Annotated in this window: 17 protein-coding genes; 6 read left to right on the forward strand and 11 right to left on the reverse strand. The window is 64.3% G+C overall.

The genetic code is table 11. The features are described from left to right. Nucleotides 1-172 precede the first annotated feature (172 nt). The gene (locus FEZ63_RS14330) at nucleotides 173-1204 is read right to left on the reverse strand and encodes an aspartate-semialdehyde dehydrogenase (RefSeq protein ID WP_150945572.1); all 1032 of its coding nucleotides are present in this window, start codon (nucleotides 1202-1204) and stop codon (nucleotides 173-175) included. 382 nt (nucleotides 1205-1586) lie between these two features. On the opposite strand from FEZ63_RS14330, the gene FEZ63_RS14335 reads away from it, so the two are divergent. Further along, entirely contained in the window at nucleotides 1587-2393 is an 807-nt protein-coding gene (locus FEZ63_RS14335; RefSeq protein ID WP_150945575.1) for a hypothetical protein, read from the forward strand. A 27-nt stretch (nucleotides 2394-2420) separates the two neighbouring features. On the opposite strand, the gene copM is transcribed toward FEZ63_RS14335, so the two are convergent. Both copM and FEZ63_RS14345 read right to left on the reverse strand, forming a co-directional pair. Continuing rightward, nucleotides 2421-2798, reverse strand: coding sequence for a CopM family metallochaperone (gene copM, locus FEZ63_RS14340; protein WP_150945577.1), 378 nt, complete (start codon nucleotides 2796-2798; stop codon nucleotides 2421-2423). A gap of 115 nt (nucleotides 2799-2913) precedes the next feature. Beyond that, nucleotides 2914-4029, reverse strand: a complete 1116-nt coding sequence (locus FEZ63_RS14345; protein WP_150945578.1) for a sulfite oxidase — start codon at nucleotides 4027-4029, stop codon at nucleotides 2914-2916. A 135-nt stretch (nucleotides 4030-4164) separates the two neighbouring features. Here FEZ63_RS14345 and FEZ63_RS14350 point away from each other — a divergent pair, with 135 nt between their 5' ends. After that, nucleotides 4165-4491: a hypothetical protein gene (locus FEZ63_RS14350; RefSeq protein WP_150945580.1), complete on the forward strand. Its 327-nt coding sequence runs from the start codon at nucleotides 4165-4167 to the stop codon at nucleotides 4489-4491. A 43-nt stretch (nucleotides 4492-4534) separates the two neighbouring features. On the opposite strand, the gene leuB is transcribed toward FEZ63_RS14350, so the two are convergent. The 3 genes from leuB to leuD form a co-directional block, all read right to left on the reverse strand. Then, a complete protein-coding gene (gene leuB, locus FEZ63_RS14355; protein WP_150945582.1) occupies nucleotides 4535-5641 on the reverse strand; it encodes a 3-isopropylmalate dehydrogenase in 1107 nt (368 codons plus the stop codon). Nucleotides 5642-5790: 149 nt separating this feature from the next. Next, nucleotides 5791-6981 (reverse strand): lytic murein transglycosylase, encoded by a 1191-nt coding sequence (locus FEZ63_RS14360; protein ID WP_150945584.1) that lies wholly within the window; start codon nucleotides 6979-6981, stop codon nucleotides 5791-5793. Nucleotides 6982-7065: 84 nt separating this feature from the next. Next, nucleotides 7066-7668: a 3-isopropylmalate dehydratase small subunit gene (leuD, locus tag FEZ63_RS14365; RefSeq protein ID WP_150945587.1), complete on the reverse strand. Its 603-nt coding sequence runs from the start codon at nucleotides 7666-7668 to the stop codon at nucleotides 7066-7068. Between the two features lie 310 nt (nucleotides 7669-7978). On the opposite strand from leuD, the gene FEZ63_RS25195 reads away from it, so the two are divergent. From FEZ63_RS25195 to FEZ63_RS14380, 4 genes are all read left to right on the forward strand, one after another. Then, on the forward strand, nucleotides 7979-8137 hold the full coding sequence (locus tag FEZ63_RS25195; RefSeq protein WP_201274175.1) for a DUF5993 family protein: 159 nt from the start codon (nucleotides 7979-7981) through the stop codon (nucleotides 8135-8137). Between the two features lie 13 nt (nucleotides 8138-8150). Continuing rightward, the gene (locus FEZ63_RS14370; protein ID WP_150945589.1) at nucleotides 8151-8693 is read left to right on the forward strand and encodes a disulfide bond formation protein B; all 543 of its coding nucleotides are present in this window, start codon (nucleotides 8151-8153) and stop codon (nucleotides 8691-8693) included. Between the two features lie 26 nt (nucleotides 8694-8719). After that, nucleotides 8720-9442, forward strand: a complete 723-nt coding sequence (locus FEZ63_RS14375) for a hypothetical protein (protein ID WP_150945591.1) — start codon at nucleotides 8720-8722, stop codon at nucleotides 9440-9442. Between the two features lie 80 nt (nucleotides 9443-9522). Then, nucleotides 9523-10830, forward strand: coding sequence for an MFS transporter (locus FEZ63_RS14380; RefSeq protein WP_150945593.1), 1308 nt, complete (start codon nucleotides 9523-9525; stop codon nucleotides 10828-10830). Between the two features lie 15 nt (nucleotides 10831-10845). Here the strand turns inward: FEZ63_RS14380 and FEZ63_RS14385 are convergent, their stop codons facing one another. The 5 genes from FEZ63_RS14385 to rplS all read right to left on the reverse strand — a co-directional run bounded on the left by FEZ63_RS14385 (nucleotide 10846) and on the right by rplS (nucleotide 14503). Then, nucleotides 10846-11379 (reverse strand): YdcF family protein, encoded by a 534-nt coding sequence (locus FEZ63_RS14385; protein WP_150945595.1) that lies wholly within the window; start codon nucleotides 11377-11379, stop codon nucleotides 10846-10848. 318 nt (nucleotides 11380-11697) lie between these two features. After that, nucleotides 11698-12105: a metallopeptidase family protein gene (locus tag FEZ63_RS14390; RefSeq protein WP_150945598.1), complete on the reverse strand. Its 408-nt coding sequence runs from the start codon at nucleotides 12103-12105 to the stop codon at nucleotides 11698-11700. Nucleotides 12106-12119: 14 nt separating this feature from the next. Further along, a complete protein-coding gene (locus tag FEZ63_RS14395; RefSeq protein WP_150945600.1) occupies nucleotides 12120-12377 on the reverse strand; it encodes a hypothetical protein in 258 nt (85 codons plus the stop codon). 94 nt (nucleotides 12378-12471) lie between these two features. Beyond that, nucleotides 12472-13878, reverse strand: a complete 1407-nt coding sequence (gene leuC, locus FEZ63_RS14400) for a 3-isopropylmalate dehydratase large subunit (protein WP_150945631.1) — start codon at nucleotides 13876-13878, stop codon at nucleotides 12472-12474. A gap of 223 nt (nucleotides 13879-14101) precedes the next feature. Next, nucleotides 14102-14503 carry a 50S ribosomal protein L19 gene (rplS, locus tag FEZ63_RS14405; RefSeq protein ID WP_150945601.1) on the reverse strand — a complete coding sequence of 134 codons (402 nt, stop codon included), beginning with the start codon at nucleotides 14501-14503 and terminating at the stop codon, nucleotides 14102-14104. Between the last annotated feature and the right edge of the window lie 115 nt (nucleotides 14504-14618).

Genomic DNA, 14618 nt, shown 5'->3' on the forward strand with positions numbered 1-14618 from the left:
GATTCAGTTTATTCGAATCTGATCCGGCTCCATTTTTTTGTTGCCGCATGATCTTTCGGCGAACCGGCATCCACTTCGCCGGATCAAGCTCTAGCGCCACGCGGTCGGCACCAGAACAATCAGAAACCCCCGCTGTCGCCAGCGGGGTTTTTTGTCTGCGATCGGTGGAATGTCAGGCGGCGCGCTTCTTGCCCGGCAGCAAGCCGCGGTTCACCAGCGCTTCGGCGATCTGCACCGCGTTCAAAGCCGCGCCCTTGCGCAGGTTGTCGGAGACGCACCAGAACGACAGGCCGTTCTCGACCGTGATGTCCTCGCGGATGCGCGACACGTAAGTGGCGTCTTCGCCCGCAGCCTCGTGCGGCGTCATGTAGCCGCCGGCTTCGCGCCGGTCGATCACGACGACGCCGGGAGCGGAGCGCAGGATGGTGCGCGCCTCCTCGGCTGAAATCGGATTCTCGAATTCCACGTTGACGGCTTCCGAATGACCGATGAAGACCGGAACGCGCACGCAAGTGGCAGTGAGCTTGATCTTGGGATCGAGGATCTTTTTCGTCTCCGCCATCATCTTCCACTCTTCCTTCGTGTAGCCATCCTCCATGAACACGTCGATGTGGGGGATCACGTTGAAAGCGATGCGCTTCGGAAACTTCTCTTCCTTGATGTCCTGCAGCGAATAGAGCGCCTTGGTCTGCCGATCGAGTTCGTCCATGCCGTCCTTGCCGGCGCCCGACACGGATTGGTAGGTATCCACCACCACGCGCTTGATCGTGGCGTGATCGTGCAGGGGCTTCAGCGCCACCACGAGCTGCGCGGTCGAACAATTGGGATTGGCGATGATGCCTTTCTTCATGCCGCGCACGGCCTCGGCATTCACTTCCGGCACCACCAGCGGCACATCCGAATCGTAGCGCCAGGCGGACGAGTTATCGATCACCACCGCGCCCTGGGCGGCGATCTTCGGCGACCATTCCTTCGAGATTTCGCCGCCCGCCGACATGAGCACCAGATCCACATCGGAAAAGTCGTACAGGTCGAGCGTCTTGGTCTTCAGCGTCTTGTCGCCGAAGGACAATTCGGTGCCCTGGCTGCGGCGCGAGGCCAAAGCCACGACCTCATCGGCGGGGAAAGCGCGCTCGGCGAGTATGTTGAGGAGCTCACGACCCACATTGCCCGTCGCGCCGACTACGGCGACCTTGTAACCCATTGAACTTCTCCTGTTGTGTCTCCCCGGAAATAGCGGAACCCTGATCGGGTATCGCCTCTCGCCCCGTGGGGAGAGAGGACCGGGGACGACGAGGCTCAGGCGGCCGTTTTCACAGCCGTCGCGGCCGTTTTGGCGGCCGCCATGACGGTTTTGGTTTTGCTCGTCGTGTGTTTGAGAGCCGTCATTGCCAGCGTCCATCCGGGGCTCGCTTCAAGCCCGGTCCGGCAGAAACACATCAAAGGCGGGCATCCTGTCAAGCGATCTCTTCAGGACGGCCCGGTAACGACTGATTCACGCTGCCGGGTAAAAGCCTTCGATCCTGCGCCGATGATACGGTAGAACATGGGTTCCGACGCGACGGGCGCGTTCGAGCAGGGGTGGCATGCGAGCGATCTATGCCGACGAGGATGAGGACGACGTGTTCGACCTGAGGGACGAACGGCCGCTGTCCCGTGCGCGTCGCCGTCTGCCCTGGCTGCGCATGACGCTGTTCTCGGGCCTGTGCATCGCGGCGCTTGCCTATCTGGCGCAGCAGGATCTGGCCGAGCAGCGATCGGGCGGGCAGACAGCAATCCCAGCCACAATCCTGGTCGCGCCGCCGCCGGCCTGGGCTCCCCTGGTTCCCGCCCGGACGGCCTATGGCCTCGACAAGACCCTGGATCCGGTGATCGCCGAGGCGCGCCAGCATTCCGGCGGTGGTCGCGAGGATACGCTGATCGTCGGCGCGTTGGGGGAGCAGCGTTACGTCCGTGTCGTTTTCAGCCACGGCATTCCGCCGACGCCACGCAGCTTCTACGTGGACATCGTGCGCCGCGCGGCAGAAGCAGGCCTCTCGGTCGAGCGCAACGCCCAGACGGCCATGCTGCCGACAAAATTCGGCCCGGTCGAGAGCGCCGCCGTCACGCTCGCCGGATCGAGCGAGCAGAATTGCCAGGCCTTCCGTTTCCACGATGGCGAGGCGGCCTTCGGATTCCAGGGTTGGCTTTGCGGCTCGGATACCGTCGATATCCATCGCCTCGCCTGTTTCATCGACGGGGTGACGCTGTCGGGCGCGAGCGACCCCGCCTTGACGGCTCTTTTCGCCCGCGCCGGGCGCGCGCCGCCGGAAGAATGCGCCACCAATGCGCGGACGGCCTCGATCGGCGCGAAGGCTTCCAAAGCGCCTAGCGGGCGGACATTCGCCCGCTAGAAGCGCATTCGACCGTCATCCGTTGTCTCACAGCCCGCGTTTCTTGAGCCAGTCCCGCATCTCGGAAATTTCGCGCTCCTGCTCGCGAATAATGTCGGCGGCCCATTTGTTGATCTGCTCGTCCTTGCCGTGCTGCAGAGCGACCTTCGCCATGTCGATGGCACCTTGGTGATGGGGGATCATGCCGCGCACGAAATCGGCATCCGCGTCGCCCGAGAACGGGATGTCCATGGCGCGATGCATCTTGGCGTTCGCCGCGCGGTAGGCCTTGGTGGCCGCCGTGTCGGATGCAGTCACTGCGGAAGCGGCGTGACCGGAATGTCCGCCGGAAGCGGCACCCTGCGCGAGGGCCAGCGTGGGAAAGGTCGCAAAGGCGAAGGCGAGGGCGAGAGATCGGGTTTTCATCAGCTGTCTCCTTTGGATCGAGCGGGTGGGATCAGCGACCCCGCGTGCCATGGCGAGGGTGTAATCCTTCCCACGATGGCAAGGTCAAGCGCTGGCCGCTCGCCGGATCTGGCGCCTAGCCAACCCTGACCGCCACCCGATGCATCACGTTGCAGCCATAGCCGTTGGGGTTCCAATTGGCGGCGCGGAAGGGTTGCGACCGCCCTCGCGTATCCGTCGCGCGGACATGAACCTCATAAAAACCATCGCTCGCCAGCGGCAGGTCGGCGCGCCACCGCGTCCAGTCATAACGGTTGCGGGGCGGCGTAAGTGTCGCGGCGATCCAGGTCGCGCCGCCATCGACGGTGACCTCGACCTTGCTGACGCCGTCGTCGCCGGCCCAGGCGGCGCCGCGAAGATCGAGCAAGCGTGTGCCCGCAGAGTACACGGCGCCGTCGGCCGGGCAGGACACGATGCTGCGGACCGGCATCGATTCGAGAATTTGCGACGGGATGTCGCCGACCTCCTCGCCCGGCGCGACCGGCTGAACGGGGACGCGGTAGGACAGGCCGGTCATGCCCGGCCCGTCATGTTCGCGGTCGCGGATCCAGATGCGGGTGAGCCATTTCTGGCTGAGCGAGCCCGGCCAGCCGGGAACAACCAGCCGCAAGGGACCGCCATGCAGAAACGGCAGCGCCTCGCCGTTCATCGCGAATGCCAGCAACGTGTGCTCGTCCAGGGCCTTGGCCAAGGGCATGCCGCGGGAGATGGAAGGCTTGCCGGCATCGCCGTGCTTGTCCGGATCGGCGCCGTAATGCGCGGTGTGCGAAGCGCTCGCCTTGAGGCCTGCCGCCGTCAGCACGTCGGCAAGCGATATTCCTGTCCATTCGGCGCAACCGACGCCGCCATTGGTCCATGGATTGCCCTCCGCCTGCGGCGCGAAGAACGAACGCCCGTTGCCGCCGCATTCCAGCACCATCCGGAAGGTCTTGGTCTCGAACCGGTTCTTGAGATCGGCCACGCTGAGACGAAGCGCCTGTTCGACTTCGCCGTCGATGACGAAGGTCCAGGACTCGGCGTCCCCGGCGGGCTGAGGGAGCAGGCCGTTATTGCGGATGAAGAAGCGGGCGGCCGGCGTCGTCTCGTCGTCGAGCAGGTCTTCCGGTGTCTCAGCAACCAGCGGCGTCTCGCCCAGAACCGCGAGGCGGTCCTTGCCGTGGGGTCGAAGAAGGGGGTGCGGAAGGTCTGTCATCGGTCACATGTCCTTTTGGCAGCGCGACGTGTGGCGGCGGAACAATTTAAGCGAAGCCGTTTTGTCCCGATACTCCGCTGTCTTTCGGGAGGCATCCGGCCCCTCGCGACAGCAACTGGCGCTGGAGTTTGAACCATGCGACGCCTTGCTCTCACTACGGTGGCTTCCCTCGCCGTGTGTTCCGCCCTCTCGGTCGCGGCCGAGGCGCAGGACCGCCCGCTCGTGCTGCGGGTGCAGCCCCGCTCGTTCCTCGATCCGGGCAACGTGGCCCCCGTCGGGTCCATGAATCGCTACGTGACGTCCGGACAGATGTCGATCGTATCGTCGCCGCCCTGGAACAACAACGAACGTCTCGGCGGAGCGAGCGTTCTGCCCGATCCGATCGGCGGCCCGTTCGTCGGCGCGCGCAATCCCTTCCCGCCGATTCCCTTCGAGGTGGAATCGACTGGTTCGGTCAGGTAGCGACGAGCAGGGCCGCGAGTGCGATTTCGTAGCCCTGACGCTCCTATCGGAGCGTCTCCAGTTCGCGGACGATCGCGTCGCCCACATCCTGCGTGCCGACCGCATTCGCGCCGGGAGCCGCGATATCTTTTGTGCGCGTGCCCGAGGCCAGCACGTTGGCGATCGCCTTGTCGAGGCGGTCCGCTTCCTCGATGAGGCCGAACGAATAGCGCAAAGCCATCCCGAACGAGCCGATCATCGCGATGGGATTGGCCAGGCCCTTGCCGGCAATGTCGGGCGCGGAGCCGTGGACGGGCTCATAGAGCGCCTTGCGCTTGCCGGTCTTGGGGTCCTCGGCGCCGAGCGAGGCTGACGGCAGCATCCCGAGCGAGCCGGTCAGCATCGCGCCGATATCCGACAGGATGTCGCCAAACAGGTTATCGGTGACGATGACGTCGAATTGCTTCGGGTTGCGCACGAGCTGCATGGCGGCGTTGTCGGCCAGCACATGCTCGAGTTCGACATCGGCGTATTCGGCTTTGTGGATTTTCGACACCACCTGTCGCCAGAGCACGCCCGTCTTCATGACGTTGCTTTTCTCGGCCGACGAGACCTTGTTGCGGCGGGTCTTCGCCATCTCGAATGCGACCCGCGTGATGCGCTCGATCTCGCCCGTGGTATAGACCTGCGTATCGACCGCGCGCTGCGAACCGTCTTCCAGCGTCACCAGTTCCTTCGGCTCGCCGAAATAGACGCCGCCGGTGAGTTCGCGCACGATCACGATGTCGAGCCCTTCGACGATCTCGCGCTTGAGCGACGAGGCATCGGCCAGCGCCGGATAGCATATCGCCGGGCGGATATTGGCGAACAGACCGAGATCCTTGCGCAGGCGCAGCAGGCCAGCCTCGGGCCGCACGTTGTAGGGCACCGCATCCCATTTCGGCCCGCCGACCGCGCCGAACAGGACCGCGTCCGCATCCTGCGCGCGCTGCATGGCGGCGTCGGTCACCGCAACCTTGTGGGCATCATAGGCCGCGCCGCCGACGAGATCCGTCTCGGTCTCGAAACCGATGCCGCTTTTGCGGAACCAGCTCACGATCTTCTCGACCTCGCGCATGACCTCGGGACCGATCCCGTCGCCGGGGAGAAGGAGAAGCTTGTGCGTTGCCATGATAAGATTTCCCTGATCGCGGATGCGCCATCGCATGGCGCCAAAGACATGGATGGTCGGGACGGGCCCGACCATGACGACAGGGGTTTAGGCGCGAGGGCCCATGCTTGGCAAGGCTTTGTGGTTGGGCAAAGGGTACTCCGGGGCGATCAGCTCCGCAGCGCCTCCAGCACCTTGCCGCCCGGCCGGCCGCGCTGCTCGAGGCCGATGCGGCGTTCGATATCCTTGATGGCCTCGCGAGTCTTGGAGCCGACCTTGCCGTCGGGCTCGCCCACATCGTAGCCGCGGGCGGTGAGAAGCCGCTGCAACTCGCGGCGCTCGGCGCGCGACAGGGGCGGGTCGTCGGTGGGCCAGGCGGTGCGGATGCCCGGCAGGCCCTTGAGCCGATCGCCCAGGAGCGCGATGGCGAGGCCGTAGGATTCGGCGGCGTTATAGGAATAGACCGCGTCGAAATTCTTGGTGACGATGAAGGCGGGCCCGTTCAGGCCCGCCGGGATGAGCACCGCCGCCGCGTAATCGCCCGAGAGGGGGCGTCCGTCGACGCGGGTCACGCCCATGGCGGCCCAGGATGAGAGCGCCCGCTTTTTTTTGCGGCCGGCGAGCGATGCGCTGAAATCCGACGGCAGGCGCACCTCGTAGCCCCATGGCAGACCGTTGGTCCAACCGGCCTTCTTCAGGAAATTCGCTGTCGACGCGACGGCGTCCGGCACGGAGCTGACCACATCGCGGCGGCCGTCGCCGTCGCCATCGACCGCGAGGCGCTGGAAGGTCGAGGGCATGAACTGGGTGTGGCCGAAGGCGCCGGCCCAGGACCCTTGCAGCAGACCCGGATCGATATCGCCGTCCTGCACGATCTTCAGCGTCGCCATCAACTCGCCGGTAAAATAGGCCTGACGGCGCGGCGCGTAGCAGGAGAGCGTCGCGAGCGATTGCACCAGCGGGCGGTCACCGAAATTCTTGCCGAAATCCGACTCGACGCCCCAGACGCCGGCGATCACGTAGCGATCGACTCCAAAGCGCGCCTCCGCATTGGCCAGGGCCTTGCCCCATTGCCGCATGGCGCCGGCGCCGTCCTGCACGCGCTGGTCGTCGACGAGGGCCGAGAGATAATCCCAGATCTCGGTCTTGAACTCCGGCTGGCTGTTCATGAGTTCGAGGATCTTGAGATCGGGCTGGATGCCGCGGGTGGCGGTATCGAAGGCCTGTCCCGAGATGCCCTTCGCGGCCGCCTGGCTGCGCAGTCCGGAGAGGCAGGAACGGAAATCGGCCTGGGCGGATGCCGGCAACGCCGCAGCCACACCAGTCATCGCAAGGACAGCGAGAGCAAGATGACGAATCATGCTCCCGATTGTGCGACCAATTTGGTTAATATTGGGCAAAGCCCGAAAAATCGAACCGCTTCGTCGTCAGGCCGGGCTTTCTCCTCAGACCCAGGCGCGCTCGTTCAGCTTGTTCTCGAACGTGTCGATGGCGACGCCCTTCTGCATCGTGAGGCCGATGCCGTCGAGACCGTTGAGCAGGCAGTGCTTGCGGAACGGATCGATATCGAACGTCACCGAACCGCCATCCGGCCCGCGAATTTCCTGTTTTTCCAGATCGACCGTCAGGGTCGCGTTGGCGCCGCGCTCGGCGTCGTCGAACAGCTTCTCGAGATCCTCGGGCGAGACCACGATGGGCAGAATGCCGTTCTGGAAGCAGTTATTGTAGAAAATGTCGGCGAAGCCGGTCGAGATCACGCAGCGGATCCCGAAATCGAGCAGGGCCCAGGGCGCATGCTCGCGCGACGAGCCGCATCCGAAATTATCGCCCGCCACCAGAATCTCGGCCTTGCGATAAGCCGGCTGGTTGAGCACGAAATCGGGATTCTCGGAGCCGTCGTCCCGGTAGCGCATTTCGGAGAAAAGACCGACGCCGAGGCCGGTGCGCTTGATGGTCTTCAGGTACTGCTTGGGAATGATCATGTCGGTATCGACATTGATGATCCGCATCGGCGCCGCGACGCTCTCCAGCACAGTAAATTTGTCCATCGCCCTACATCCTCAAACCGATGCGCAACCTGCCGCGCGAAGCGTCTTATCAAAGCCTTCCGCCGAGCACTAGTGTTTGATGAAACGAGTCGGATGCGGCGCTTGCACTCCTCGCCTCATCTCTTGGACTCCCCACCTCGTCCTGAGGAGCCGCAAAGCGGCGTCTCGAAGGATCCTCCAGTAATCCCTGGAAACGCCCCGCCCTTCGAGGCGGGCTTCGCCCTCCTCAGGTGAGGCTTGGGGTGAAGCTCCTGTGGTACTGCCCTTGCGGAAAAACGTGCTACACGAGACAAGATTCCGGGGGGACATCATGGATCAACTGGCACTCTTTCTGTTGTTCGGCGCCGCCATGCTGGTCGCCTGGATAGGCTTGCGCCGAATGGCCATCGGGCTCTTCTGCCTCGCTGTCGTGCTCACGGTCGCGGATTACCTGCACCACGCCACCGACACGCTGAATCTCTCGTTCTGAGGCCCTGGGGAACATGCTGACGCCGCGCTCCGCCGTGACCCTGAATGCGCTCGGCCTTTATGCCATCGCGCTGCTCCTGCTCGCCGCCTTCGTGTTCCAGTTCATGCTGCACGAACTTCCCTGTCCGCTCTGCCTGCTGCAGCGCGTCGCTTTCGCGGCGCTCGCCATGGGGCCGGTGCTCAACCTGCGCTATGGGCCGCGGGCCAGCCATTACGCGCTTTCGCTGATTGCTGCCGTCATGGGCGCCGGAATTGCGATGCGCCAGGTGCTGCTTCACATCATGCCGGGCGATCCCGGCTATGGCTCGGCGATCTTCGGCTATCATTATTACACGTGGGCGCTCGTGTGTTTCGTCGTCGCGATCGTACTGATCGCCGTGGTGCTTTTGTCCGACCGGCAGTTCGACAGCCGCGAGAGGCCGATTCTCGGACCTTTCGAGAAAGGCGCATTTTGGCTCGTCGTCGCGGTGATTGCAGTCAATGCGCTCAACGTCTTCGTCGAATGCGGCGGCAATGTCTGCCCGGATAATCCGACGACCTATCTGTTGCTGCCGTAGCCGACGGGCCGCGCTCGAGGAACCACATGACGCACCCATCGGTGGAGCTCGCAGCTCGCAACAATGCGCTTTGGTGCGATGCCGTCTGCCGCGCTCATGGACGTCCCGGCGAGTTCCACGATACGCTCTGGTTCAACCGGTCGGGAACGCCCCCGTTCTATCCCGACGCGGTGACGCTCGCCGGTGCCAGTGCTGTTCCGGAGCAATGGCGCGCGCTGTCCGCCCTCGTAGAGCTTCCTCGCGACGGAGGCTGGGCGGTCAAGGACAGTTTTTCGAGCCTTGATCTGCGCGTACTCGGGTTCCGGCCCTTGTTCGATGCCGCCTGGATCGGACTGAAGCCTGCCCCCGAGTTCGCGCCCTTGCCGGCCGATTGCCGCCTCGCCGATATGCGCAACGAACCGGAATTGGCAGCCTGGGAATGCGCCTGGAAGGGTGAAAGCGAGCGCGACGGGCGCATCTTCAAACCTTCCCTTCTGTCGGAGCCCGGCATCATCTTCGTGGCCATCATCTCGGAAGAACGCCTCGTTGGCGGCGGCGTCTTGAACAAAGGAGCCGGCGTGGTCGGCCTCTCCAATCTGTTTGCCCGTGAGATCGAGATCGAGATCGTCTGGAGGAGCCTCGTCGCGCGCGCCGCAGAGGCATTTCCCGGCCTGCCTCTGGTCGGCTACGAACAGGAGCCCGATCTCACTGCGGCCCTTCGGTGCGGTTTTACACGGATCGGATCGCTGCGGATCTGGCACCGCTCCTGACACAGCGATCGCAAGAAACGGATAGCGCCCGGACTCCCGGCTCTTCCACAATGAAAACCCGCCATTGCCGGAATGCTCACATGACCTCGGACGCCGCGCGCCTGCCCTCGACCTTCATCCGCCTTGCCTGGTCCAACCTTGCGGCCCAATCCGCCGAACAGATCGCCCTTGCGGCGGCCGCCATCGTCGCCGTGCTCGCCCTCGGGGCGAACGAGGGCGAGATCGGCCTGCTCCAGATGGCATTGACGCTGCCTTATCTTTTGTTTGCCATCCCGGCGGGCCTCCTGGCCGATCGGATTTCCCGGCCGAAATTGATGGTGTGGGCGGAGGTGTCGCGCGCGGCAGCCTTGCTGGCGATCGTCGCGCTCGTGCAGGCAGGCCTCATCACGTGGCCGCTTCTGGCGCTCCTCGGCTCGATCGCCGCCTGCGGGACCGTCGCCTACAGCGTCGCCACGCCATCGTTCGTGCCGAGCCTCGTGCCCTCCGCCTTCCTCCCGACCGCCAATGCGCGCATCGAACTCGCCCGTACGCTCGCCTTCACCGGAGGGCCTGCCCTTGGGGGCATGCTCATCGGATGGGCGGGCGCCGGTCCCGCTTTTGGAGCCGCCACCGGGCTCTCGATCGTCGCCGTGGTGCTGCTCGCCGGCCTGCGTGAGCCGCCCCGTCCGGCACCGACCCATCGCCAGCCGCTTCGCGACATGATGGAGGGCGTCAGGTTCGTGGCGCGCCATTCCCTCCTGAGGCCGGTTCTGGTGACGCAGTTCGTCTTCAGCACCGCGTTTTTTCTCGTTCTCACGGTATTCGTGCCCTACGCGGTGCGTCATCTCGGACTGAGCGCTGCGGGTATCGGCCTGACGCTGGGCCTTTACGGCGCCGGCATGGTGACGGGCGCGCTCCTGGCACCACGCGTGATGGGGCGGCTGCCCTTCGGCATCGTGATCGGCATCGGCCCCATCGCCGGCCTGGTCGCCTCGCTCGTCATGGCGCTGACCATCTGGGTCCCGACGCCGACCTTGGCCGGGTTGAGCCTGTTTCTGTTCGGAATCGGTCCGATCCTGTGGGTCATCAGCACCACCACGCTGAGGCAGGCAGTGACGCCGCGCGATCTTCTCGGCCGCGTCTCGGCCGTGAGCGTCCTCACGCAAGGCGCGCGCCCGCTCGGAGCCGCATTGGCCGCGCTCATCGGCGGGTTGTTCGGCGCCGAAGCTTGCCTGCTGCTGGCGGTGGCGGGGTTTGTCGCCCAGGCGCTGGTGATCTGGACCTCGCCCGCAATCGGGCTTGCCCGGCAGCCGGACATGATCACGGAACATGGAGTCGGGCACGGGACGCTCGACCATCCGAACACCACCGGGCGGGCATCGCGTCCACGAGAACCGGCAACATCGTAAGCGTCGACGGAATCCTCATGCGCCCAAGGCTGGCGCTCGCGCGCCGAACTTCTCGCAAACTCCGGTCGCGAGCCGCCGATAGGCTCCTTCGATTTCCTCTGGAATGTCGACCGCGACGATAAATCCCCTGCCTTTGGGTCCATAGCCCTGCGGATCGTTTCGCAACCGCGGAATTTCGCCCATCAGCAGGGACAGGAAGCGGTTCATTGCCCATAATCCCGCGACATTCTCGACATCGAAGACAAGGCGATCACCTTGTTCTCTCACGCGCGGTGTGAAAGTGGGCCAATTTAGGAAGCGAACCGAGGGCCGGTCGCGCCAGACGTGCCGGAAAGCAGCATCGGTGCGCCGCTGCATCGTCGGATCCTGAATTAACAGGATCCGTTGCGGCTCCAGACCCTGTGCATCAAGTGCGCGACGCGACAGACTCGCGTTCTCTCCACAATTCGATGAATCCGGTTCGACGATGATGCGCGCAGGATCCACGTCCCAGAACTCCACGGCAATATCCCTTAGGATCGCGGCTTCGGTTCGATCGGAAGTGGGAATATTTTTTGTAGGTCTTGTGCTCGCTCACCTCGTTGCAAAGCAGGTGGGTCGAGTGCCCGACGCCGCCCGAGATCAGGAGGTTCCGACAACGATCCTCGTTTAACAGCCGGAATGCGGTTTGAGCGGTATGCAACACGCTGTTTCCAGCAAGGATAATGCTATCGGCCGTCTCGGTTGGTAGCCCCGAGCATCCGGCCGACGACGAAAAATCACTCAGGGCGAGAAACCCCGCGATCGCGTTGATGGCCGCCACGTCGCTCGGGTCGAGCGCCTTGATTTCAGATCTCATCTGCGAGATCCCTCCCTTCTCGCTGTGCTCTACCCAGCCGCCGCCTCGATGGCTTCCATGTCGTCGTCGGAAAGGCCGAAATGGTGGCCGATTTCATGCACGAGCACGTGGGTGACGAGGTGACCCAGCGTCTCCTCGTGCTCGGCCCAGTAATCCAGCAGCGGCCGGCGATAAAGCCAGACCATGTTGGGAAACTGGCCCGTCTGCATGACGTCGCCACCTTGCGCGAGGCCGACGCCACGAAACAGGCCGAGCAGGTCGAACGGCGTTTCGCATTCCATCTCGGTCAGGGTCTCGTCGTCGGGGAAATCCTCGACCCGGATTACGACGCCGTCGCAGAGCTGGCGGAACGCCTCCGGCAAGCCCTCATAGGCCGCATGCGCCAGGAGCTCGAAATCCGCCAGCGACGGTGCTTGCAACTTCGCAATATCGGTCATGCCGCCTGCCGTGATCAGATCAGCCGGAGCTGCACGGCGAGCCAATAAACCAGGACGACGAATCCCACCACCGAAAGGCTGCGGCCGATCCGACGGCCCCAGAGCTCGATCGGGTCGGTGCCGCCATCCTCGGCGGCGCCAACGGCGTCCCGCCCCGCAAGATGGTCGGTCATGCGGCGGCTCATACGGTTGAGGGACGACGAGCCAAGGGTTTCCGAATCCCGTTTCACACGCTCCAGCGCCTCGCGGGATTCCCGCTCCGGGTCATTCATCGAAGCCTCCTGACGTGCCCCCTTGGTCGAGTGGAGCTTGCCCCGCAACCTTTACCCTGATGGAGCGGTGTCTCGAAGGACGATGCACTCTTCCTCAGCCCCGGGTGCGGATATCCACAAACCGTCCGGCGATCGCCGCCGCCGCCGCCATGGCGGGCGACACCAGATGCGTGCGCCCCTTGAAGCCCTGACGGCCCTCGAAGTTGCGGTTGGAGGTGGAGGCGCAGCGCTCGCCCGGTGCCAGGCGGTCGGCATTCATGGCAAGGCACATGGAGCAACCGGGTTCGCGCCAGTCGAAGCCCGCGGCCTTGAAGATCGCGTCGAGCCCTTCGGCCTCCGCCTGCATCTTCACGATGCCGGAGCCGGGCACGATCATGGCGTTGACGGCGTCGTGCACGCGTTTGCCCTCGACCATTTTGGCAACGACCCGAAGATCCTCGATGCGGCCATTGGTGCAGGAGCCGATGAACACCCGGTCGAGCGTGATATCGGTGATTTTCGTGCCGGGCTTCAGGCCCATATATTCGAGCGCGCGCCATTTCGACAGGCGCTTGTTCTCCTGCGGGATCTGGTCGGGATCCGGAACCGCGCCTGCAACCGAGATCACATCCTCGGGGCTGGTGCCCCAGGTGACGATCGGCGGCAGGCTCGCCGCGTCGAGCCGGAGCTCGGTATCGAAGACCGCGTCATCATCGGAACGCAGCGTTTCCCAATAGCGCACGGCCGCATCCCAAGCCTCGCCCTTCGGCGATTTGGGACGGTCCTTCAGATAAGCGTAAGTCTTTTCGTCGGGCGCGATCATGCCGGCGCGGGCGCCGCCTTCGATCGCCATGTTGCAGACCGTCATGCGGCCTTCCATCGACAGCGCCCGGATGGCCTCGCCCGCATATTCCATCACGTGGCCGGTGCCGCCCGCGGTGCCGGTTTCGCCGATGATGGACAGGATGATGTCCTTGGCGGTGACGCCCTCGGGCAGCTTGCCGTCAACGGTGACGCGAAAATTCTTCGCCTTCTGCTGGATCAGCGTCTGGGTCGCGAGCACATGCTCGACCTCCGACGTGCCGATGCCATGCGCCAGCGCGCCGAAGGCGCCATGCGTGGAGGTGTGGCTGTCGCCGCAAACGATGGTCATGCCCGGCAGGGTGAAGCCCTGTTCGGGACCGACCACGTGGACGATGCCCTGGCGCTTGTCGAGCTCGTCGAAATATTCGACGCCGAAATCGCGCGCATTCTGCGCCAGCGTCTCGATCTGGATGGCGGATTCGGGATCTTCGATCCCGTGCGTCCGGTCGGTCGTCGGCACGTTGTGATCGACCACCGCCAGCGTCTTTGCCGGCTGGCGGACCGTGCGGCCCGCAAGGCGGAGGCCTTCGAAAGCCTGCGGGGACGTGACCTCGTGGACGAGATGGCGGTCGATATAGAGAAGGCACGTCCCATCATCCTGCCGATCGACGACGTGTTCGTCGAAGATTTTGTCGTACATGGTGCGGGGCTTGGCCATCATTCTCATTCCAACGCGTTGCAGGACACTGTGCTCAGGTTTTAGCGGTTCTGCGCCAACGCGAAAAGATGTTTTGGCGGCGCAGGGCGAGCCGGGACATCATCGCATAGCGGATCGGCTTTCCGGCGCAATAAAATTCTGAGCGGCGCCGTGATCGCGAATGCAAAAAAGCGCGGCCGTGACCGCGCTTTTTTTCAATCTCGCAGGAGCTTGCGCGAAAAAATTACTCGGCGGCTGCCGGGGCCTTGCCCTTGCCGCCCTTGGCCGGCTGCCGCTCGACGCGCTCGGCGATACGAGCCGACTTGCCGCGGCGATCGCGCAGGTAATAGAGCTTGGCGCGGCGCACGAGACCGCGGCGCACGACCTTGATGGAATCGATGTTGGGCGAATAGACCGGGAACACGCGCTCCACGCCTTCGCCGTAGGAAATCTTGCGGACGGTGAAGCTTTCCTGGAAGCCGGCGCCGGAGCGGGCGATGCAGACGCCCTCATAGGCCTGCACGCGGCTGCGTTCGCCTTCCTTGACCTTCACGTTGACGATCACGGTGTCGCCGGGCTGAAAGTCCGGAATGGTCTTGCCGAGCTTCTCGATATGCTCTTTGTCGAGCTGCTGAATGATGTTCATGGGTCGATACTCCAAGCCGTGGCGTGGCTTTCGGGATGATCCCGATGCCCGCAGGATTTCGGCGTCCTGTTGTGAATTGTGGGCGGCTATACAGGGTTTTGGGGGGATTGGGAAG

This window comes from Microvirga brassicacearum (assembly GCF_008757455.1).
Classification (GTDB): domain Bacteria; phylum Pseudomonadota; class Alphaproteobacteria; order Rhizobiales; family Beijerinckiaceae; genus Microvirga; species Microvirga brassicacearum.